Below are 22,976 nucleotides of genomic sequence, written 5' to 3' on the forward strand. Positions count from 1 at the left end.
TAACGTGCGAAAGATCGGACTAAGCCTCAATTGGCCCGAGGAACCAGCCCCACATTTAGAATCACTCAATTAACGCCCCGAAGGTACGGAGCTCCGCCATCGCTGGAATAGAAGGGAATGCCATGCTACTTCAGAGATAGAACCACCATGCTCACCCCCTCCAAACCCTCCAGCCCGGTATCCACCCCACACCTTGCCCCGCCGCCCACCAACAAACCGACGGCGCCCACAAGGCCGACAGCGCGACAAATTACGCAACCTCATACAGCGGGCTTGAATCACAGTGATTTCGTCATCCCCGGAGTGCGCGGCATAACGCCGGTCGTCGCGGATACCAACCGCCCCGCCACCGTCACCACCCAATCCCAATTGATTGACCAGCACCGGAAACTGAACAAACAAATTACTGACCTGCTAAGCCACCAGACAACATTCCATCGATTTATTCAGGTCCAGTTGAAAAAAGCCTTTCCCGAGCTCGATTCAATTGATCCGAATTCCATTCACGTCAAAACGTACGGTCAAAAGCCCGGCGCAGAACGCATCCTGACATCTACACAAACGCTGTCCCAGGCACTGTTCGACAAGATCATGGAAGTGAACCTGAACGCACTCACCGGTTCGCCTGACAAAGAAACTGAAACCGCCTTTTATATTAATGCACCAGACGGTGGTGCTCAGCGCAAGCTCGAACCCCGTTGTTCATTGCTCACGATCGCCCAAAATATTGCGACCCGGCTTCCCATCGCGCTCAGCAGCTATTGGAAAAAACCACCCTCAGGCCTCGGGTCCCAAGCGCCACGACAAGAACAGTTGCTGGCCTTGCATAGGCAGATGCTCTCCACCGAGGCGGCGCTACGCGTTGAGGACGGGACACTCAGCCACCCCGGCAAACAGCTGATCGACACGGCCTTTCAGTACCCCACCCTCGCAGCACGCGAAGGTGCGTTTGCATCAGGCAGTCGCCCCGGGGTGTACCCCATCAGGATTAATGACAACACCCCCAAGGGGGCGCTTTTAGCCGGCTGCTTCCTTATCACCAGCAAAGACGGATCGTCAGCTGAAGCGCCCTACACAGCAACGGACATCCGAAATATAGGGCTCAACGCGCCTAACGGTCCCGTTGTGCTTTACACCCCCTGCGACGGGTTCGAGGAGTTCGCGACCCCGGCCGATGCCCGTGAAGCCTTGTTACGCAGGATCAACGGTGATGAGGAGAAAGCAGGCGTACTGCTGAAAAGCTTGCCGCTGTCGGTGCAGCACAGTCGCAACCCACAATGGGGCGACGACTTGATGCTGGGGTTCGCGCCGGTATCGGGAGACGTGGTGGCCCAGGCATTGCCCTTGTTGCTGAAGCGCCAGGCAGATGAGGTTATGGAAACACTACAGTTCGCCTTCACCGCCGAGCCCGGCAAATATGGCACCGGGAATGTGCTGGATCCCGCAATCGCCACGGGCATCAATGACGCCGCCGACCTGTCGCTGCAATTTGATGGCAGCAATGCGATGCTCGCACGCAACGAAAAACTAATGGAAAAACGCCAGCCGCCATGGCTAAAAGAACTGACTCCGGAGCAGGAAGCCCGCTACCGGGACCTTGAGCAGGCGGAGCAGACCAGTTTCTCCCGCCTGCAACCGCTGCTGGAGAAACTGCCCTCCCTGGGAGATTTTGCAAAAAAGCTGCTGCTCCAGGCACTGAAAGACAAACTGCAAAAGCGCTACCCGAAGGATGACGTCGACCCCGACAAACTGATGGTCCGGGTCACGACAGAAAAATCCATAAACCTTCGTCAAATTGTGCTGCCCCGTATCCCTTTGCCGCCTACCACTGAACTGATATCGCTGACCGACCTGGCCCTGCGGAACACCTTGGCCTGGGATTCTGGCGTCTCACTGCTGTCCACCCAAACAACTTGGGAAGCAAATCTGGTCGGCGCCGACGGAAAACGCGTGACGCTGGATACGCAATGGCTTGAGGAGCTGATCAAGCCAGCCGATGTGGGTGGCAACTACCTGAGGCTGCTCGGTGAAAAGCTGGACCCGAGCGCCACATCGGGAGAGGCGGCGGCGTTGCGCAACGCCTGGAAGCATAACCAACAGGCGAGGCTGGCCAAGGACGCTTTTTTGACATCCCTCGATCCGGATGCCTATCTGAACAGGCAAAAAATCGCCGAGCAGTGGATCAACGCATCGATAGCCCATGCCGATTCCACCACATGGCCGGTTGTGAATGGGTCCTCCATCATCTCCCACCGTGTCGCAAGGGATGGAAAACCGGTTCAAGGCATGCTGGTCATCCAGCCAGCCGACCATCCATCGTTGGTGCTATACAGCCCGGACGCCCCCGACGGACGTCCCTTCAGGGAAATAGTCGGCCAGGGCCAACTGAACACTCTGCTGGCCAAACCTGAGTGGAAAACCTATATGGACCAGCGGGTTTCACCTGCAGATAAGTACTCGATTCACGACAAACTCTTCATACACCCGGTCAACATGGTCCTGAAGCAGCTGGCAGTCGACCATGAAGCCGGTATCGCGCTCAAACCGGTCAAAGGCTCCCTCGGCGAGCATCTCTACGCGCAAAACGTGGCCTTGGTGGCCGCCAAAGCCGGTAGCCAATTCATCACGAGCACTGAAGTAGCGGCCCAAAGCACCACCAACCAGCTGATATTTGCCGGCGAGGTGGCCATGTTGGTCCTGGACTTGATCCCTGTCACCAAAGGAATTTCCGCCGTCAGCAGGCTCTCAAAGGCTGCCTTGAAGGCCTTGCGCACTCCCGGGCGAAGCTTGCCTAAACTACTCACCCAGCCGGGCCAATGGGGCGCCGTCTATTCGGACTTTTCCATCGCCGCGGCAGGCCTTCCATTGCTTAGAAGAACACCGTTACGCCCGGTGTTCAGAGCGCCTGCGCACGCACCTCAACAGCGCCGGCCAATCGCTGCTGGCAAAGCTATTGGGCCAAGCCGTCACGTCTCGCAGGCTCCGAGTACGTCACTCTCGGTGGCGCGCCCCTCCAGCCTCCCTACCCCGTTGCCAAACCCGGCTCGCCCCACGCAGCCGTTGAATCGGGGGGATCTCGTCGCTCATGCGCTGGATAATCAACTACGGGCAGGAAAACCGCTGAACGCCACCGGGCCACAGCACGTAGGTGAAAAAGGGTTGATCCGTTACACCGATAACTCAGGCACGAGCAGCACGTCCAACTTCGGTAGTCGGCAATCAACGCCGCCGGGTCAAAAACCACATCCCGTGTTGACCAATACCAAAGCTCGTGACCTGAATGCCGAGAAACACCTGGCCGGCGCGGCATTGAACCCCAGGGCTCCTCGAGCGGAACTGGTGTCGATCACAAAGCCGGAGGACCTGAACGTGGTATCGAAACCCAATACCGTCAGCAAGTTCGTCTTCACCCAAGACAAGCAATTGATCGTGGGCAACATCGACAAAGATGCGCCGCCAAAATGGTTATCCCATCCTGCCATCGCGGAAATCGGTGCCGGCAGTGGTCAATCAGGACAGGTGGTCAGTGCAGGCTACATCAGGAAAGACATCATGGGGAAAATCCACCTTTCCAATGTATCTGGACACTATCTACCTAAACAAAACGATTTGAAGCCTGCCCAGGAATATTTGAAGAACCTGGGCGTGGATTCGACAAAGAGCATGTTGCCGATCCCCTGAAACAGGCAGATTGTCCTGACTCCGCGCATAAAAAAGCCCCGGAGCATTTGATCCGGGGCTTTTCGATTACGGCGTAGGCCGGAGGCTTTAAGCGATCGCTTCGCTACGCTTGCCCAGCACGCGGTCAACCACCACAGCAACGACCAGGGTCATCACCGAAGGCACCAGCCATGCCAGGCCCTGCTCGCTCAGCGGCAGGTGAGCCAGTTGCGATGGCATCCAGTCCGCCAGGCCAGCGCCCTTCAACGCGTCAATGCAGCCGAAGATGAACGACACCAGCATCACCGGGCCGACGATCCGGCCCTGCTCCTGCCAGAAGTCCTTACAGAAGCTCAGGGCCACCAGCACGATGCACGGCGGGTAGATCGCGGTCAGTACCGGGATCGAGAACGCGATCAACTTGGTCAGGCCCAGGTTGGATACAAACAGCGAGAACACCGCCAGGATCACCACCAGGGTTTTGTAGGACAGCGGCAACACACGGCTGAAATACTCGGCGCAGGCGCAGGTCAGGCCTACAGCGGTCACCAGGCACGCCAGGGAAATCAGCACGGCGAGGAAGCCGCTGCCCAGGGAGCCAAAGGTGTGCTGGACGTAAGCGTGCAGCACGGCCGCGCCGTTGGCGGCGCCGGCGGCCACTTCATGGCTGCCCGACCCCAGGCGGAACAGGCTGATGTACACCAGTGCCAGGCCTACTCCGGCGATCAGCCCGGCAATGATTGCGTAGCGGGTGATCAGCTTCGGCGACTCGACGCCACGGGAGCGAATCGCGTTGACGATCACGATGCCGAACACCAGGGCGCCCAGGGTATCCATGGTCAGGTAGCCATTGATAAAGCCCTGGGAGAATGGCGCAGCTACGTATTCAGGAGTGGCGACACCCACATCACCGGCCGGCAAGGCGAAGGCGGCAATGCCCAATACGGCCAGGGCGATGATCTTCAACGGCGCCAGGAAGCGACCGACGGTATCCAGCAAACGGCCTGGGTACAGGGAGATGAAGAACACCAACAGGAAGTACACGGAGCTGTAGAGGAACAGCGCCAACGGGCTTTCACCGGTCAGGGGCGCCAAGCCCACTTCAAACGACACGGTCGCGGTTCGCGGGGTAGCGAACAACGGGCCGACTGCCAGGTAGGCAGCTGCTGCCAGCAAGCCACCGGCGATCTTGCCGATCGGGCTGCTCAACGCGTCCATGCCGCCACCGACCTTGGCCAGGGCCACAACGGTGATCACCGGCAAACCGACCGCGGTGATCAGGAAGCCCAGCGCCGCCATCCAGACATGAGGCCCGGACTGCAAACCGACGATAGGCGGGAAGATGATGTTGCCGGCGCCCACGAACAGGGCAAAGGTCATAAAGCCCAACGCCAGGATGTCCTGGCTTTTCAACACTTTCATTTGAGGAAATACCACACTACTGAATCGGAATTTAGAGAGGGCTTCCCTATGGATGAGGGAAATACTGCCGGTCCTGATGGGGACCGACCGGTCTGGCGCGAGGCTTCCTTTTGGGATGCGTACGCATAAAGAGGCGGCTAGCCTAACGAATTTGCGGGTCAAACGCACTGTTGGGGGGCGAACTGTCCGATAAGCGACATTTTTATGTCGCGTTTTTATATTTAAATTTTGAAATGCGATGGAATGTGGGAGCTGGCTTGCCTGCGATAGCATCACCTCAGTGCATCAGAAACACCGAGTAGCCTGCATCGCAGGCAAGCCAGCTTGTATGGTTAGACTTGTAGGGGTGGTGGGACTAAAAGCCAGCATCTGACTCTAGCCAGTACAGACCGTGGGAGACTTCGCCCCACCCCTTCACCAAAGCGCCGATAAGGAATGCATCGGCCATGACCGACGATAGAAGCAAGCCAGCGCAACGGTGAAGCCCCAACAAGCCCATAAACCCTAACCCGGAGCGTTTTTCATGGCAATGACTGTCTTGCAATCAATCATCGGCGTGGATGTTGCTAAGGCTGAAGTCGTGGTCTGTCACATTGAAACAGACGAATTGAAGATTGTGCCCAACAACAAAACCGAGCTGAGGGCGTGGCTCAAATCTCTACCCGTGGACAGTGCCATCGCGATTGAGGCGACCAATATCTATCACCTGGATACGGTCAATTTGGCTCACGGGATGGGCCATAAGGTTTATGTGATTGATGGCTACCGCCTTAATCACTACCGCAAAAGCACGGGTGGGCGGGCGAAAACAGACGCCAGCGATGCGCGTTTACTGGCCCGTTATTTGAAAAATGAACAGGCTGATTTACGTGCCTGGAACCCGCCGCCGAAGATCTATACCAAGCTTCAAAGCTTGCTTCGCCGACGGGCAGCGTTGGTGAAAATGCGGGTTGGCCTTAGCCAAAGCTGGGCAGGTGAGCCACTCCTTAAGGCCTCATCAAAAAATGTCTCAGCCTGCCTTGCGAGACATGAACGGCTTATTGAAAAACGGATATTAGATGCCGTCACTGAGGCGGGCCTCTTGCATCAGATCAAACGCTGCCAAGCTGTTGAGGGGATTGGTTTTCTCACTGCGGTGGCGCTCACGATGGCGTTTCAACGAGGCGAGTTTGAAAGTGCCGATGCCTATATCGCGTTCCTGGGAATGGACTTGAGAGTATCTGACTCGGGGCAAATGAGCGGACGTCGCTCACTGAGCAAAAAAGGAGACTCGGAGATCCGTCGATTGCTGCATAACGCGGCGTCAGCAGGTATCAAGTCAAACGCTTGGAAACCGCTCTATGAAGGCTATCTGGGCAGAGGCCTGAAAACGACTCAGGCCTTGGTTATCATCGCTCGCAAGCTGGCGCGTATCGCGTTCTCCCTCATGAAAAACCTAAGCGAATACCAGTCGAAAGCGGTTTTGGGGGCTTCCCCCCAACCATAGAATCTCCCACAGTTGGTCGGCGTCATTCCAACCGATGAGTAATCCCCAGAATGCACAAAGGCCACCCGAAGGTGGCCTTTGTGTGGTGAAGCGTCAGTTAAGCGGGAGGCTTACTTGACAGCCCAACCGGTCAGCTCGGACAAAGCCTTGCCGATGTCTGCCAGCGAACGCACGGTTTTAACGCCTGCGTCTTCCAGGGCAGCAAACTTCTCGTCTGCAGTGCCCTTGCCGCCAGAGATGATTGCGCCAGCATGGCCCATGCGCTTGCCAGCAGGGGCAGTCACACCAGCGATGTAGGAAACAACCGGCTTGGTCACGTGTGCCTTGATGTAGGCAGCCGCTTCTTCTTCAGCCGAACCGCCGATCTCACCGATCATTACGATCGCTTCGGTCTTCGGGTCTTCCTGGAACAGCTTCAGGATGTCGATGAAGTTCGAGCCTGGGATCGGGTCACCGCCGATGCCGACGCAAGTCGACTGACCGAAACCGGCGTCAGTAGTCTGCTTGACAGCTTCGTAGGTCAGGGTGCCGGAACGGGAAACGATACCGACTTTACCTGGCAAGTGAATGTGACCTGGCATGATGCCGATCTTGCATTCGCCTGGAGTGATCACGCCTGGGCAGTTAGGGCCGATCAGGACTACGCCCAGCTCGTCGCACTTAACTTTAGCGTCCAGCATGTCCAGGGTAGGAATGCCTTCGGTGATGCAAACGATCAGCTTGATGCCGCCGAATGCTGCTTCCAGGATGGAGTCCTTGCAGAAAGGAGCTGGAACGTAGATCACGCTGGCGGTGGCGCCAGTGGCAGCTACAGCATCTTTCACGGTGTTGAACACTGGCAGACCCAGGTGCTCGGTGCCGCCTTTACCAGGAGTAACGCCACCAACCATCTTGGTGCCGTATTCGATGGCTTGCTGGGTGTGGAAACTACCTTGCGAACCGGTAATACCCTGGCAGATAACCTTGGTGTCTTTATTGATCAGGACGCTCATTATTTGCCCTCCGCAGCTTTGACAACTTGTTGAGCAGCGTCGGTCAGGCTGGTAGCAGCGATGATGTTCAAACCGCTTTCTGCCAGTACTTTAGCGCCCAGTTCAGCGTTGTTACCTTCAAGGCGCACAACAACCGGGATTTTAACGCCGACTTCTTTCACTGCACCGATGATGCCTTCGGCAATCATGTCGCAACGAACGATGCCGCCGAAGATGTTGACCAGTACTGCAGCGACGTTGGAGTCGGACAGGATGATCTTGAACGCTTCGGTAACGCGTTCTTTGGTGGCACCGCCGCCTACGTCGAGGAAGTTGGCTGGTTTGCCGCCATGCAGGTTGACGATGTCCATGGTACCCATGGCCAAGCCAGCACCGTTGACCATGCAACCGATGTTGCCTTCCAGGGCTACGTAGTTCAGTTCGAACTTGGCAGCGTGCGCTTCGCGCGGATCGTCTTGCGACGGATCGTGGAAAGTCTTCAGCTTAGGCTGACGGTACATGGCGTTGGCGTCGATGTTGATCTTGGCGTCGAGGCAATGCAGATCGCCGTCAGCCTTGATCACCAGCGGGTTCACTTCCAGCAGGGCCAGATCGTGATCCTGGAACAGTTTGGCCAGGCCTACGAAGATCTTGGCGAACTGGGCAACTTGCTTGCCTTCCAGACCCAACTGGAATGCCAGCTCGCGACCCTGGAATGGCTGAGCGCCAACCAGTGGATCGATAGTGGCTTTCAGAATTTTTTCTGGGGTTTCTTCGGCGATCTTCTCAATGTCCACGCCACCTTCGGTGGAGGCCATGAACACGATGCGACGGCTCGAACGGTCAACGACAGCGCCCAGGTACAGCTCTTTAGCGATATCAGTGCACGATTCAACCAGGATCTTGGTGACTGGCTGGCCATTGGCATCAGTCTGGTAAGTCACCAGACGCTTGCCCAGCCACTGCTGAGCGAAGGCTTTGGCGTCTTCTTTGCTGCGAACCAGCTTAACGCCGCCCGCTTTACCGCGACCACCAGCGTGAACCTGGGCTTTGACAACCCACTCGGTGCCGCCGATTTTGTCGCAAGCTTCTGCTGCTGCTTCCGGGGTGTCTACTGCGTAACCCTTGGATACTGGCAGGCCGTATTCAGCGAACAGCTGCTTACCCTGATACTCGTGAAGATTCATGCTTATTACCGTCTTCGTTAGGTACTGCGCATTCGGCGCTGCGCTCTTTATTGAGTGCCGCGCCACCTGTGACTGCTGCTTGCACAGTCAAACCACCAAAGGCCTGGACCCTGGGTGGTGAAACTGCGCAAGACTGCGTCCAGCGGATATTCCGCGGTGAGTCTTGCGCACAAGGCTCACGACGGGCAACCGCCGTGGTTTCTTATTATCTCGCTTAGCGCTTCTTCTTGTTGGCGATGTGGATGGCATGGCCATTCACTGCCAACGCGGCTTCGTGCAGCGCTTCAGACAGGGTCGGATGGGAGAAAACCATCATGCCGATGTCTTCGGCGCTGGTGCCGAATTCCATACCGATTGCGCCTTGCTGAACCAGTTCTGCTGCGCCTGGGCCAATCACGTGGACGCCCAATACGCGGTCAGTCTTGGCATCAGCGATGACTTTGACAAAACCACCGGTGTCGTTGGCTGCCATGGCACGGCCAGAAGCGGCAAACGGGAAGGTGCCGACGTTAACTTCAACGCCTTCAGCTTTCAACTGCTGTTCGTTCTTGCCGACCCATGCAATTTCCGGGTGGGTGTAGATAACAGACGGGATCAGGTCGTAGTTCATCTGGGTCTTGTGACCCTTGATGCGCTCGACAACCATGATGCCTTCTTCGGAAGCCTTGTGCGCCAGCATCATGCCGCGAACCACGTCGCCAATGGCGTAGACGCCTGGCACGGTGGTAGCGCAGTGATCGTCAACGTGGATGAAGCCACGCTCGTCGATGTTCACGCCGCTGTCGGAAGCCAGCAGATCAGTGGTCACTGGACGGCGACCAACGGCTACGATCAGCTTGTCGAAAGTGATGGTTTTTTCGCCATCCTTGTCGGTGTAGGTCACAACGACTTCTTCGCCGTTAACCTTGGAACCGGTAACGCGAGCGCCCAGCTTGATGTCCAGACCTTGTTTGGTCAGGGTTTTCAACGCTTCTTTGGACACTGCGGTGTCGGCAGCCAGCAGGAACGTGTCCAGGGCTTCCAGCACGGTCACTTCGGAACCCAGGCGGGACCAGACCGAACCCAGTTCCAGGCCGATCACGCCAGCGCCGATCACGCCCAGACGTTTTGGAACCGATTGGAATTCCAGGGCGCCGGTCGAATCAACGATCACCTTCTGGTCAACAGGAGCCGGTGGAATGTCGATTGGACGCGAACCTGGAGCCAGGATCACGTTCTCGGCTTCGATGACTTCTACCGAACCGTCAGGCTTGGTGATTTCAACTTTCTTGCCGGCCAGCAGTTTGCCGTGGCCTTGCAGGGAAGTCACGCCGTTGGCCTTGAACAGGGTCGCAACGCCGGAAGTCAGGCCTTTAACGATGTTGGCCTTGCGGCCTACCATTGCTGGCACGTCCATGGTCACGCCAGCGTGGTTGATGCCGTGGATGGCAAAACCGTCTTGGGCTTCGTGGAATTTCCAGGAGCTGTCCAGCAGCGCCTTGGAAGGAATGCAACCAACGTTCAGGCAAGTACCGCCCAGAGCCAGTTTGCCTTCCTTGTCGGTGTATTTTTCGATGCAAGCAGTCGAGAGGCCCAGTTGTGCGGCCTTGATGGCGGCAACGTAGCCGCCAGGGCCTGCGCCAATCACTACAACGTCAAATTTCTGCGACATGAAAAAAAATCCTCTTTAGCTAAAAGCTTCAAGCCGTGAGCCGCACTCCGGCCTGCCTTGCGGCAGACCGGGTGGTACGGCGCACCGCCGCTTTATCAGATATCCAGCAGCAGACGAGCCGGGTCTTCCAGCAGGTTCTTGATGGTCACCAGGAAAGTCACGGCTTCTTTACCATCGATCAGGCGGTGATCGTACGACAGCGCCAGGTACATCATCGGGCGGATAACCACTTGGCCGTTGATCGCCATAGGACGCTGCAGAATGTTGTGCATGCCCAGGATCGCAGCTTGTGGCGGGTTGACGATCGGAGTCGACATCATCGAACCGAAAGTACCACCGTTGGTGATGGTGAAGGTACCACCGGTCATCTCGTCGATGGTCAGCTTGCCGTCACGGGCTTTCTTGCCGAAGTTGGCGATGCCGCCTTCGATTTCAGCCAGGCTCATCAGTTCGGCGTTACGCAGAACCGGTACCACCAGGCCACGGTCGCTGGACACGGCAACGCCGACGTCAGCATAACCGTGGTAAACGATGTCGCCGCCGTCGATGGAGGCGTTGACTGCCGGGAAGCGTTTCAGCGCTTCGGTGGCCGCTTTCACGAAGAACGACATGAAGCCCAGGCGCACGCCGTTGTGGGACTTCTCGAACAGATCCTTGTACTTCGAACGCAGGGCCATGACTTCGGTCATGTCGACTTCGTTGAACGTGGTCAGCATCGCCATGTTCGACTGTGCTTCAACCAGACGCTTGGCCACGGTGGCACGCACGCGGGTCATCGGTACGCGCTTCTCGGTGCGGTCGCCAGCGGCGAACACAGGAGCAGCGGCAGCCGGGGCAGCAGCCTTGGCAGGTGCGGCAGCTGGAGCGTTTTTCTTGGCTTCAACAGCGGCAACCACGTCTTCCTTGGTTACACGGCCGTCTTTGCCGGTGCCCTTGATGGAAGCCAGGTTGATGCCGTTTTCGTCAGCCAGCTGACGTGCAGCCGGTGCAGCGATTGGATCTTCGCCGCCCGCAGCCGGTGCAGCAGCTGGAGCTGCGGCAGCAGCAGCGGCCGGTGCAGGAGCGGCGGCGGCGGCAGCAGGAGCAGCAGCAGCGCCGCCCTCTTCGATCGAGCCCAGAACCTGGTTCGACAGAACGGTAGCGCCCTCTTCGGCAACGATTGCGCCCAGCACGCCGTCAGCTTCAGCCAACACTTCGAGCACGACCTTGTCGGTTTCGATGTCGACGATCAGGTCGTCACGCTTGACGGCCTCGCCTGGTTTCTTGTGCCAGGTGGCAACGGTGCCATCGGCAACCGATTCCGGGAATGACGGGGCTTTGATTTCGATAGCCATTATCTGTGGGTCCTTAAAATTCGGTTTCAGTCAGCGCGAAGGCGTTAAACAGTGAAAGCATCTTGCAGCAGTTTTTCCTGCTGCTCGGCGTGCATCGACGCATAACCACACGCAGGTGCAGCAGAAGCATCACGACCGGCGTACTCCAAGCCCAGTGCCTGTTTGTGGTTGCCGATGCTGCGACGCAGATGATGCTGACTGCTGTACCAAGCGCCCTGGTTCATCGGTTCTTCCTGACACCACACCACGTTGGTGAGGTTGGTGTAAGGCGCGATGGCCTCCATCAGGTCGTCTTCCGGGAACGGGTAAAGCTGCTCGATTCGCACGATGGCGATGTCTTCGCGGCCTTCGGCACGGCGTTTTTCCAGCAAGTCGTAGTAGACCTTGCCGCTGCACAGGATCAGGCGAGTGACCTTGGCCGCGTCCAGGGTGTCGATTTCTGAAATAACGGTCTGGAACGAACCATCCGCCAGATCTTCCAGGGTCGAGATGGCCAATTTATGACGCAGCAGCGATTTCGGAGTCAGTACTACCAGCGGCTTGCGCAGCGGACGGATCACCTGGCGACGCAGCAAGTGGTAGATCTGGGCCGGGGTAGTCGGCACGCACACCTGAATGTTGTGCTCAGCACACAATTGCAGGTAACGCTCCAGACGGGCCGAAGAGTGCTCCGGACCCTGACCTTCATAACCGTGTGGCAGCAACATGGTCAGACCGCACAGACGGCCCCACTTGTGCTCGCCGCTGGTGATGAACTGGTCGATAACCACTTGGGCACCGTTGGCGAAGTCGCCGAACTGGGCTTCCCAGATCACCAGCGCCTGAGGCGTGGTGGTCGAGTAACCGTATTCGAACGCCAGTACGGCTTCTTCGGACAGGAACGAATCGAACAGGTCGAAACGTGGCTGGCCTTCGTACAGGTTCTGCAACGGGATGTAGGTGCCCGCGTCTTTCTGGTTGTGCAGCACAGCATGACGGTGCGAGAACGTACCGCGGCCGATGTCCTGGCCAGTCATACGGATCGGGTGACCTTCGAACGCCAGGGTCGCGTACGCCATGGTTTCAGCGTAACCCCAGTTGATCGGCAGGCCGCCGGCTTGCATCTTCTGACGGTCTTCGTAGATCTTCGCAACCTGGCGCTGTACGACGAAACCGTCTGGAATTTCCAGCAGCTTGGCCGACAGTTCCTGCAGGGTTTTCAGATCGAACGAGGTGTCGTGACGCGCCGTCCAGGCGTGGCCCAGGTACGGACGCCAGTCAACGAACAGCTCTTTGTTCGGCTCTTTAACCAGGCTTTTCACTACATGCAGGCCGTTGTCCAGCGCGTTGCGGTATTCATCGATCTTCGCTTGAACACGAGCATCGTCCACCACGCCGGCCTTGATCAGGCTATCGGCATACAGCTCACGGGTGGTGCGCTGCTTGGTGATTTGCTGGTACATCAACGGTTGGGTGCCGCTAGGCTCATCCGCTTCGTTGTGACCGCGACGACGGTAGCAGACCAGGTCGATGACCACGTCACGCTTGAACTGCATGCGGTAATCGATGGCCAACTGGGTCACGAACAACACGGCTTCCGGATCATCACCATTCACATGGAGGATCGGCGCCTGGATCATCTTGGCAACGTCGGTCGCGTACTCGGTAGAGCGCGCGTCCAGCGGGTTGCTGATGGTGAAGCCCACCTGGTTGTTGATGACGATGTGAACGGTACCGCCGGTCTTGAAGCCGCGAGTCTGCGACATCTGGAAGGTTTCCAGGACCACGCCCTGACCGGCGAATGCCGCGTCACCGTGGATGGAAATCGGCAGGACCTTCTCACCGGTGGAATCGTTACGACGATCCTGGCGAGCACGCACCGACCCCTCGACCACTGGAGAAACGATTTCCAGGTGGGATGGGTTGAACGCCATGGCCAGGTGAACTTCACCGCCGGTGGTCATTACGTTGGACGAGAAGCCCTGGTGGTATTTAACGTCACCGGAACCCAGCTCGACCTTCTTCTTGCCTTCGAACTCGTCGAACAGTTCGCGCGGGTTCTTGCCGAAGGTGTTGACCAGCACGTTCAAACGGCCACGGTGGGCCATGCCGATCACGATTTCCTTGGTGCCGTAGGAACCGGAACGCTGGATCAGCTCGTCGAGCATCGGGATCAGGCTTTCGCCGCCTTCCAGGCCGAAACGCTTGGTGCCCGGGTATTTGGTACCCAGGTATTTTTCCAGGCCTTCCGCTGCAGTGACGCGCTCGAGCAAGTGGCTCTTGACGTCTGCAGACAGCACCGGGCGACCACGCACGCCTTCAAGACGGTGCTGGAACCAGTGGCGCTGCTCGGAATCAGTGATGTGCGTAAATTCGGCACCGATGGTGCGGCAATATGTCTGCTGCAACGCTTCGTGAATTTCGCGTAGGCTCGCTTCCTCTTTGCCGATGAACAGGTCGCCGGCACGGAAGGTCGTATCAAGATCGGCATTGGTCAAGCCGTAATGATTGATCGACAGGTCTGCAGGTGCAGGACGCTGCCACAGCCCCAGCGGGTCAAGCTGGGCTGCCTGGTGGCCACGCATACGGTAGGCCTGGATCAGTCGCAATACTTCAACTTGCTTCTTCTCGTGCTCACTGCTCACGCTTCCGGCGGAAACCGGCTGGGCGCGGCGCTGGTTCTTTGCCAGCAGCACGAACTGATCGCGAATTGTTGCGTGCGATACATCGGTGGCAGCGTTGCCGTCTGAAGACAACGTCTGAAATTTGGTGCGCCATTCTTCTGGCACAGCGTTAGGGTCGTGCAGGTAGAGCTCATAAAGCTCTTCCACATAGGCAGCGTTACCACCTGAAAGATAGCCGCTGTTCCACATGCGCTGCATCACGCTTTCTTGCATGCTTGGTCACCCTCGATTTGGGGACACCACCGGCGAAAACACCGAGTTTGCTTGCAAAAGGCCAAGTGCAGCGACCAAAACAAGCCACTTAGGATCACGCTGATAGTTCGGGTACCAACCCGAATGCCCCTGCTTGTCTCATTTCTTCAAAATAAGAGCCGCGTCTTTGTAAGTCGCTGCTCAAGTTAAAACTACGGCGCCGGTTGAAGCCTGCGCCGTAGCATCTACGGGCACAACGGTCCTGCTTTTACTACAACGTCGGTTACACGCCGCTTTGCAGCAGCATGCTACGTACGTGACCAATGGCCTTAGTCGGGTTCAGGCCTTTAGGACATACGTTGACGCAGTTCATGATCCCGCGGCAGCGGAATACGCTGAACGGGTCATCCAGCGAAGCCAGACGCTCGGCAGTCTTGGTGTCACGGCTGTCTGCCAGGAAGCGGTACGCTTGCAGCAGCGCAGCTGGACCCAGGAACTTGTCCGGGTTCCACCAGAAGGACGGGCAGGAAGTCGAGCAGCAAGCGCACAGGATGCACTCGTACAGACCGTCCAGCTTCTCGCGCTCTTCCGGAGTCTGCAGACGCTCGATGGCCGGAGCCGGCGTGTCGTTCTGCAGGAATGGCTTAACCTTCTCGTATTGCTTGTAGAAGATGCTCATATCGACGACCAGGTCACGGATAACCGGCAAACCTGGCAGCGGACGAACAACCAACTTGTTGCCTTTCACCACGGAAGACAGCGGCGTGATGCACGCCAGGCCGTTCTTGCCGTTGATGTTCATGCCGTCGGAGCCGCAAACACCCTCACGGCAAGAGCGACGATAGGAGAAACCTTCGTCCTGCTCTTTAACCAGGGCCAGCACATCCAGCACCATCAGGTCTTTACCACCGGTATCGACCTGGAATTCCTGCATGAACGGCGCAGCGTCCTGATCAGGGTTGTAGCGATAAACACTGACTTTCAACATGGCAGCCACCCTTAGTAAGTCCGAATCTTCGGTTCAAACGTCGGAACCGTCTTCGGCGAGAAGTTCACGGCACGCTTGGTTACGCGCTTGTCACCCGGGAAGTACAGGGTGTGGCACAACCAGTTTTCGTCGTCGCGGTCTTCATAGTCTTCACGAGCGTGAGCACCACGGGATTCTTTACGAACCTCGGCGGCGATCGCAGTCGCTTCAGCCACTTCCAGCAGGTTTTGCAGCTCAAGGGCTTCGATTCGAGCGGTGTTGAACGCCTGGCTCTTGTCGTTGATCTTGACGTTGGCGATGCGCGAACGCAGGTCAGCCAGCTGGGCGATACCTTTCTGCATGTATTCGCCGGTACGGAACACACCGAAGTAGTTCTGCATGCAGCTTTGCAGCTCTTTGCGCAGCGAGGCAACGTCTTCGCCTTCGGTACGCGAGTTCAGGCCATCCAGACGCGCCAGGGCAGCGTCGATGTCGGACTGGCGTGGACGCGCGTAATCAACGCCTTCCTTGAGGGTCTGTTCCAGGAACAGGCCGGCGGCGCGACCGAATACCACCAGGTCGAGCAGCGAGTTGCCACCCAGGCGGTTGGCACCGTGAACCGATACACAGGCCACTTCGCCTACGGCGAACAGACCAGGGATGATCTGGTCAACGCCGTCGGCGTCCTGGGTGATCGCCTGGCCATGAATGTTGGTGGCAACGCCGCCCATCATATAGTGGCAAGTTGGAACAACCGGGATCGGCGCAACAGCCGGGTCAACGTGGGCAAAGGTCTTGGACAGCTCCATGATGCCTGGCAGACGGCTGTGCAGCACTTCTTCACCGAGGTGATCGAGCTTCAGCATTACGTGGTCGCCATCGGGACCACAGCCGTTACCGGCGATGATCTCTTTAACCATGGAACGGGCTACAACGTCACGACCGGCGAGGTCTTTGGCGTTCGGAGCATAACGCTCCATGAAGCGCTCGCCGTTCTTGTTGATCAGGTAGCCACCTTCACCACGGCAACCTTCTGTAACCAGTACACCGGCGCCGGCGATGCCGGTCGGGTGGAACTGCCACATTTCGATGTCTTGTACCGGAACGCCTGCACGCAGGGCCATGCCGATACCGTCACCGGTGTTGATCAGGGCGTTGGTAGTCGAAGAGTAGATACGGCCTGCACCGCCGGTCGCCAATACGGTGGCATTAGCCCGCACGTAAGAGGTTTCGCCAGTTTCGATGCAGATAACGATCATGCCTACAAAGGCACCGTCTTCGTTCTTCACCAGGTCGACGCCGTAGTATTCGTTGAGGAATACGGTGCCGGCCTTCAGGTTGGCCTGGTACAGGGTGTGCAACAGCGCGTGACCGGTACGGTCGGCTGCGGCACAGGTACGAGCGGCCTGGCCACCCTTACCGAAGTCTTTGGACTGACCGCCGAATGGACGCTGGTAGATGCGGCCCTGTTCGGTACGGGAGAACGGCAGACCCATGTGTTCCAGCTCGAAGACCGCTTCCGGGCCTACGGAGCACATGTATTCGATAGCGTCCTGGTCACCGATATAGTCGGAACCCTTGACGGTATCGTACATGTGCCAGCGCCAGTCATCGTTTGGATCGGCGGAGGCGATGGCGCAGGTGATGCCACCCTGGGCCGAAACGGTGTGGGAACGGGTCGGGAACACCTTGGTGATCACGGCAGTCTTGTGACCGCCCTGGGCCAGTTGCAGCGCAGCGCGCATGCCGGCACCGCCGCCGCCAATGATGATGGCGTCGAATGAAAGCGTATTAACTGTGTTAGCCATGAATCAGATACCCCAAAGAATCTGCACACCCCAGACGAAGTAAGCGAACATCGCGACGCCGCATACTGCCTGGAAGAGAAACCGTACTGCTGTCGCGGACTTGCCCAGCGCCATCGGCGTCAGGTAGTCGGTCGCGATGGTCCACATGCCAACCCAGGCGTGAGCGCCCAGGGCTACAAGGGCCAGCAGACTGAAGATGCGCATCCCGTTATGAGCGAACAGGCCGTGCCATTGGGCGTAGCCAATGCCAGGGTTCGCCGCGAGGTACCCGATCAGGAAGATGAAATAAGCCGCGAGAACAACCGCAGACACACGTTGCGCCATCCAGTCATAGAGGCCCGAACGCGACAGGTTCGTAACGCTGGTTACCATATCCAAACTCCCGCCAGAACGATCAGCACCACGGAAATGGCGATGACGATTTTCGAGCCCAGCTTGCCGCCTTCCAGCGTCTCACCGATACCCATGTCCATGATCAAGTGGCGAATACCGGCCACAAGGTGATAAAGCAGAGCGGACAGGAGGCCCCAGGCGACGAATTTGGCCAGCGGACTGGTCAAGCATGCCTTCACCTCGGCGTACCCTTCTTCCGAACCCAGGGATTTGCTCAATGCATAAAGCATGATGCCCAGGCCAAGAAACAGGATGATGCCGGATACACGGTGCAGGAACGACGTTACGCCGGTGATGGGGAGTTTGATGGTCCTTAGGTCTAGGTTTACAGGTCGTTGGCTATTCACGGCTTTTTTTCACACTGAAGAGCCCCTAACAATCAGGGCAAAGTTGTTGGGGAGTGCACTGGTCAGGTAACCACCACCCAGGGAGTGCGACCCCCATCAAAACGGGCCCAAAAGCCCCTGGCGGTCGGAGGCCGAGTATAGACAGTTAGGCAACTAATGACAACGCGCACTCCTCACCCTAATAGCGCATTGCGCTGGCGGCATAAAAGGCGTAAATGGCAGGTAATTTCGAGGAAAAAGTACGGTTAAAGCCTTCTGGAGCAAGACTTTAGGCAAATTGACATCTGAATTTATCTCACTATAGTGGTGCGGGCCCTGCGTGGGGGGTCTGTCTGATGATTTGAAGCATAAATAGGAGGCCACATGGCTGACAAAAAAGCGCAGTTGATCATCGAGGGCGCAGCCCCCGTCGAGCTGCCCATTTTAACCGGCACCGTTGGTCCCGATGTTATCGACGTACGGGGCCTGACGGCCACGGGCCGTTTTACATTTGACCCAGGCTTCATGTCGACCGCCTCTTGCGAGTCGAAGATCACCTATATCGACGGTGATAACGGTATCTTGCTGCACCGCGGCTACCCGATCGAACAGCTTGCTGAACAGTCGGACTACCTGGAAACCTGCTACCTGCTGCTTAATGGCGAATTGCCAACAGCCGAGCAAAAGGCCCAGTTCGTCAGCACCGTGAAGAACCACACCATGGTTCACGAGCAGTTGAAGACCTTCTTCAACGGCTTCCGTCGCGACGCCCACCCAATGGCCGTCATGTGCGGCGTAGTCGGCGCCCTGTCGGCCTTCTATCACGACTCCCTGGACATCAATAACCCGCAGCATCGCGAAATCTCCGCGATCCGCCTGGTTGCCAAGATGCCTACCCTGGCCGCAATGGTTTACAAGTACTCCATGGGTCAACCCATGATGTACCCGCGCAACGACCTGACGTACGCGGAAAACTTCCTGCACATGATGTTCAACACCCCGTGCGAGATCAAACCGATCAGCCCGGTGCTGGCCGCCGCGATGGACAAGATCTTCATCCTCCACGCCGACCACGAACAGAACGCCTCGACGTCTACCGTGCGCCTGGCGGGCTCTTCGGGTGCCAACCCGTTCGCCTGTATCGCCGCCGGTATCGCCGCACTGTGGGGCCCTGCCCACGGCGGTGCGAACGAAGCCGTATTGACCATGCTCGATGAAATCGGCGATGTATCCAACATCGACAAGTTCATCGCCAAGGCCAAGGACAAGAACGATCCGTTCAAGTTGATGGGCTTCGGTCACCGGGTCTACAAGAACCGCGACCCGCGCGCCACCGTGATGAAGAAGACCTGCGACGAAGTGTTGAAGGAGCTGGGGATCAAGAACGATCCGCAACTCGAACTGGCCATGCGCCTGGAAGAGATCGCCCTGACCGACCCGTACTTCATCGAGCGCTCGCTGTACCCGAACGTCGACTTCTACTCGGGGATCATCCTCAAGGCGATCGGCATTCCAACCAGCATGTTCACCGTGATCTTCGCCCTGGCGCGGACCGTGGGCTGGATCTCCCACTGGAAAGAAATGCTCTCCAGCCCGTACAAGATTGGCCGCCCGCGCCAGCTGTACACCGGCTACGAGTCGCGTGACATCACCAAGCTGGAAGACCGCAAGTAAGCTAACCGCTACTTGGCCACACCGAAAACGGCCTCCTTTGATAGGGAGGCCGTTTTTATTTGTGCCGGATTTGAGAAACAGTTTTGTCGTATTCGTTACCAATAAAGGCAAAAAAAAGCCCCGATCTCACGACCGGGGCCTTTTTTTTGTAACGGTTACACGCTTAGTGGCTTACCGCCCCACTCGCCCCCAGGCCAGTCTGCGAACGCACAAACTGCGGGAAGTACAGCGCACGCTCCTTCTCTGCCGCCGCCGACTTGTCGGTGATGGAGAAGAACCAGATGCCGATGAACGCGATGATCATCGAGAACAGCGCCGGGTATTCGTAAGGGAAAATCGCCTTCTCATGGTGCAGGATCGAGACCCAGATGGTTGGGCCGAGGATCATCAGGCCAACGGCGCTGATCAAGCCCAGCCAGCCACCAATCATTGCACCGCGGGTGGTGAGGTTTTTCCAGTACATGGAAAGCAGCAGCACCGGGAAGTTACAGCTCGCCGCAATGGAGAACGCCAGGCCTACCATGAACGCAATGTTCTGGCTTTCAAAAAGGATGCCCAAGCCAATCGCCAGCACTGCCAGGGCGATGGTGGTGATCTTCGATACCCGAATCTCATCCTTCTCGTTGGCCTTACCTTTCTTGATCACGCTGGCGTACAGGTCATGGGACACCGCCGAAGCACCCGCCAGGGTCAAACCGGCAACCACTGCCAGGATGGTGGCAAACGCCACGGCCGAGATGAAGCCCAGGAAGATACTGCCGCCCACCGCGTTGGCCAGATGCACCGCCGCCATGTTGTTACCGCCGAGCAAGGCACCTGCAGCATCCTTGAACGCCGGGTTGGTGCTGACCAGCAGGATCGCGCCGAAGCCGATGATGAAGGTCAGGATATAGAAGTAGCCGATGAAGCCGGTGGCATACAGCACGCTCTTGCGAGCTTCCTTTGCGTCACTCACGGTGAAGAAGCGCATCAGGATGTGCGGCAGGCCGGCGGTACCGAACATCAGTGCCAGGCCGAGGGAGAACGCCGAAATCGGGTCTTTCACCAGGCCGCCCGGGCTCATGATCGCTTCACCTTTAGGGTGAACCTTGATCGCCTCGGCAAACAGCATGTTGAAGTCGAAGTTGACGTGTTTCATCACCATCAGCGCCATGAACGAGGCGCCGGACAGCAGCAGTACTGCCTTGATGATCTGCACCCAGGTGGTCGCCAGCATGCCGCCGAACAACACATAGAGGCACATCAGGATGCCCACCAGGATCACCGCAACATGGTAATCAAGGCCGAACAGCAGCTGGATCAGCTTGCCCGCGCCGACCATCTGCGCGATCAGGTAGAACGCCACCACCACCAAAGAGCCACAGGCCGACAGGCTGCGGATCTGGGTTTGCCCGAGGCGGTAGGACGCCACGTCGGCAAAGGTGTATTTGCCCAGGTTACGCAGGCGCTCGGCGATCAGGAACAGAATGATCGGCCAGCCCACCAGGAAGCCGATCGAGTAGATCAGGCCATCGTAGCCGGAGGTGAACACCAGCGCGGAAATCCCCAGGAAGGACGCCGCCGACATGTAGTCACCGGCAATTGCCAAACCGTTCTGGAACCCGGTGATCTTGCCGCCGGCCGCATAGTAGTCGGCCGCCGACTTGTTGCGCTTGGACGCCCAGTAGGTGATGCACAAGGTCGCGCCAACAAAGGCCACGAACATCAGGATCGCTGCGATATTCAGCGGTTGTTTATGCACTTCGCCGGTCAATGCATCGGCCGCCCAAACGGCAGGAGCAAAAGCCGAGGCGCCGAGTACAGCCAATAGACGACGGATCATTGCGCAGCCTCCTTGAGAATCGCATTGTTCAGGTCGTCGAATTCGCCGTTGGCGCGTCGTACATAGATGCCGGTGAGGACGAAGGCCGACACAATCAGCCCGACCCCGATAGGGATCCCCCACGTGATGGACGAACCGGGGCTGATCTTGGCCCCCAGTATTTGCGGCCCATAGGCAATCAGAAGAATGAAAGCGGAGTACAGCCCTAGCATGATCGCCGAGAGAATCCAGGCGAATCTTTCCCTTTTACTAACCAGCTCCTTGAAACGCGGGCTGTTTTGAATCGAGAGGTAAATGCTGTCGTTCATTGTTTTTATCCTCGCAGCACAGCTTTTTATTATTGGAACATATCCACTGTATGCGGCTGCGGAACAGGTTCCAGACGACCTTAGTAGTAGAAGGAGTGTAGCGAGGGATATTGAAGGCGCAGGAATAATTGGCGGGGCGAAATAATGTGGGAGCCGGGCTTGCCCGCGATGAGATCACCTCGATACATCAGGTGCACCGAGACGTCTGCATCGCAGGCAAGCCAGCTCCCACAAGGGTCTTATTTAGCAGTCCACTCGGCGACACGCTCAGGGTGCTTGGCCACCCAATCCTTGGCCGCCGCTTCAGGCTTGGCGCCCTCTTGGATCGCCAGCATGACTTCGCCGATTTCATCCTTGGAGGCCCACTGGAATTTCTTCAGGAACGCCGCGACTTCCGGGGCTTTCTTTTCCAGGCCTTTGCTGCCGATGCTGTTGACGGTTTCAGCAGCACCATAAATTCCTTTTGGGTCGTCCAGGAAACGCAGTTTCCACTTGGCGAACATCCAGTGTGGCACCCAACCGGTGACCGCAATGGATTCCTGTTTGTCTTCGGCACGGGTCAGCTCGGCGATCATCGCCGCGCCCGAACTGGCTTGCAGCTTGTAGTCCAGGCCATAGGCCTTGATCGCTTCATCGGTCTTGAGCATCACGCCTGAACCGGCGTCGATACCGACGATCTTGTTCTTGAAGGTGGTATCGGTCTTGAGGTCTTCGATGGATTTGGCTTTCACGTACTCAGGCACGATCAGGCCAATCTTGGCGTCCTTGAAGTTGGGGCCGTAGTCGACCACCTTGTCCTTGTTCTTGGCCCAGTATTCACCGTGGGTCACCGGCAGCCAGGCGGAGAGCATGGCGTCGAGTTTGCCGGTGGCCACGCCTTGCCACATGATCCCGGTGGCGACCGCTTGCAGTTTCACGTCATAACCGAGCTTTTGCTTGATCACTTCTGCCGCCACGTGGGTGGTGGCGACACTGTCTGACCAGCCATCCACATAGCCGATGCTCAGGGTTTTGCTGTCGGCGCTGGCCAGTGTGGAGCTCATCGCAACTACCAGAGTGGCAGCTGCGCCCAAGAGTCGTCGCATCTTCATAGTGCTTCCCCGAAAGTGCTG

Annotated in this window: 16 protein-coding genes; 3 read left to right on the top strand and 13 right to left on the bottom strand. The window is 57.7% G+C overall.

Going from position 1 to position 22,976, the window contains the following annotated elements; genetic code table 11:
- The first annotated feature begins 147 nt into the window (after positions 1 to 147).
- Positions 148 to 3,681, top strand: coding sequence for a dermonecrotic toxin domain-containing protein (locus JFU58_RS00835; protein WP_201139699.1), 3,534 nt, complete (start codon positions 148 to 150; stop codon positions 3,679 to 3,681).
- An 87-nt stretch (positions 3,682 to 3,768) separates the two neighbouring features.
- Here JFU58_RS00835 and brnQ read toward each other — a convergent pair whose 3' ends face one another.
- Positions 3,769 to 5,082: a branched-chain amino acid transport system II carrier protein gene (gene brnQ, locus JFU58_RS00840; RefSeq protein WP_063028206.1), complete on the bottom strand. Its 1,314-nt coding sequence runs from the start codon at positions 5,080 to 5,082 to the stop codon at positions 3,769 to 3,771.
- 523 nt (positions 5,083 to 5,605) lie between these two features.
- On the opposite strand from brnQ, the gene JFU58_RS00845 reads away from it, so the two are divergent.
- On the top strand, positions 5,606 to 6,568 hold the full coding sequence (locus tag JFU58_RS00845) for an IS110 family transposase (protein WP_201139700.1): 963 nt from the start codon (positions 5,606 to 5,608) through the stop codon (positions 6,566 to 6,568).
- A 110-nt stretch (positions 6,569 to 6,678) separates the two neighbouring features.
- On the opposite strand, the gene sucD is transcribed toward JFU58_RS00845, so the two are convergent.
- The 9 genes from sucD to sdhC all read right to left on the bottom strand — a co-directional run bounded on the left by sucD (position 6,679) and on the right by sdhC (position 18,081).
- The gene (sucD, locus tag JFU58_RS00850) at positions 6,679 to 7,560 is read right to left on the bottom strand and encodes a succinate--CoA ligase subunit alpha (RefSeq protein ID WP_003210566.1); all 882 of its coding nucleotides are present in this window, start codon (positions 7,558 to 7,560) and stop codon (positions 6,679 to 6,681) included.
- Positions 7,560 to 8,726 carry an ADP-forming succinate--CoA ligase subunit beta gene (gene sucC / locus JFU58_RS00855; protein WP_003210567.1) on the bottom strand — a complete coding sequence of 389 codons (1,167 nt, stop codon included), beginning with the start codon at positions 8,724 to 8,726 and terminating at the stop codon, positions 7,560 to 7,562. The genes sucD and sucC overlap by 1 nt, the downstream gene beginning before the upstream one ends.
- Before the next feature lie 214 nt (positions 8,727 to 8,940).
- Positions 8,941 to 10,377, bottom strand: coding sequence for a dihydrolipoyl dehydrogenase (gene lpdA / locus JFU58_RS00860; RefSeq protein WP_017477531.1), 1,437 nt, complete (start codon positions 10,375 to 10,377; stop codon positions 8,941 to 8,943).
- A 95-nt stretch (positions 10,378 to 10,472) separates the two neighbouring features.
- Positions 10,473 to 11,711 (bottom strand): 2-oxoglutarate dehydrogenase complex dihydrolipoyllysine-residue succinyltransferase, encoded by a 1,239-nt coding sequence (gene odhB, locus JFU58_RS00865; protein ID WP_093207585.1) that lies wholly within the window; start codon positions 11,709 to 11,711, stop codon positions 10,473 to 10,475.
- 44 nt (positions 11,712 to 11,755) lie between these two features.
- On the bottom strand, positions 11,756 to 14,587 hold the full coding sequence (locus JFU58_RS00870) for a 2-oxoglutarate dehydrogenase E1 component (protein WP_063028202.1): 2,832 nt from the start codon (positions 14,585 to 14,587) through the stop codon (positions 11,756 to 11,758).
- Between the two features lie 262 nt (positions 14,588 to 14,849).
- Positions 14,850 to 15,554, bottom strand: a complete 705-nt coding sequence (locus tag JFU58_RS00875; protein WP_003210571.1) for a succinate dehydrogenase iron-sulfur subunit — start codon at positions 15,552 to 15,554, stop codon at positions 14,850 to 14,852.
- Between the two features lie 11 nt (positions 15,555 to 15,565).
- A complete protein-coding gene (gene sdhA / locus JFU58_RS00880) occupies positions 15,566 to 17,341 on the bottom strand; it encodes a succinate dehydrogenase flavoprotein subunit (protein ID WP_063028200.1) in 1,776 nt (591 codons plus the stop codon).
- A gap of 3 nt (positions 17,342 to 17,344) precedes the next feature.
- On the bottom strand, positions 17,345 to 17,713 hold the full coding sequence (gene sdhD, locus JFU58_RS00885; RefSeq protein WP_003210573.1) for a succinate dehydrogenase, hydrophobic membrane anchor protein: 369 nt from the start codon (positions 17,711 to 17,713) through the stop codon (positions 17,345 to 17,347).
- A complete protein-coding gene (sdhC, locus tag JFU58_RS00890) occupies positions 17,707 to 18,081 on the bottom strand; it encodes a succinate dehydrogenase, cytochrome b556 subunit (protein ID WP_008433998.1) in 375 nt (124 codons plus the stop codon). The genes sdhD and sdhC overlap by 7 nt, the downstream gene beginning before the upstream one ends.
- Positions 18,082 to 18,444: 363 nt before the next feature.
- Here sdhC and gltA point away from each other — a divergent pair, with 363 nt between their 5' ends.
- Positions 18,445 to 19,734, top strand: coding sequence for a citrate synthase (gene gltA / locus JFU58_RS00895; protein WP_003210575.1), 1,290 nt, complete (start codon positions 18,445 to 18,447; stop codon positions 19,732 to 19,734).
- Positions 19,735 to 19,897: 163 nt separating this feature from the next.
- On the opposite strand, the gene JFU58_RS00900 is transcribed toward gltA, so the two are convergent.
- The 3 genes from JFU58_RS00900 to JFU58_RS00910 form a co-directional block, all read right to left on the bottom strand.
- Positions 19,898 to 21,556, bottom strand: a complete 1,659-nt coding sequence (locus JFU58_RS00900) for a cation acetate symporter (protein WP_003210576.1) — start codon at positions 21,554 to 21,556, stop codon at positions 19,898 to 19,900.
- Positions 21,553 to 21,864 (bottom strand): DUF485 domain-containing protein, encoded by a 312-nt coding sequence (locus JFU58_RS00905; protein WP_003210577.1) that lies wholly within the window; start codon positions 21,862 to 21,864, stop codon positions 21,553 to 21,555. Before JFU58_RS00905 ends, JFU58_RS00900 begins: the two co-directional genes overlap by 4 nt.
- A 239-nt stretch (positions 21,865 to 22,103) precedes the next feature.
- Entirely contained in the window at positions 22,104 to 22,955 is an 852-nt protein-coding gene (locus tag JFU58_RS00910; RefSeq protein ID WP_026077970.1) for a glycine betaine ABC transporter substrate-binding protein, read from the bottom strand.
- Positions 22,956 to 22,976 lie beyond the last annotated feature (21 nt).

The sequence above is a fragment of the Pseudomonas sp. TH34 genome (assembly GCF_016650865.1).
In the GTDB taxonomy this organism is placed as follows: domain Bacteria; phylum Pseudomonadota; class Gammaproteobacteria; order Pseudomonadales; family Pseudomonadaceae; genus Aquipseudomonas; species Aquipseudomonas yamanorum.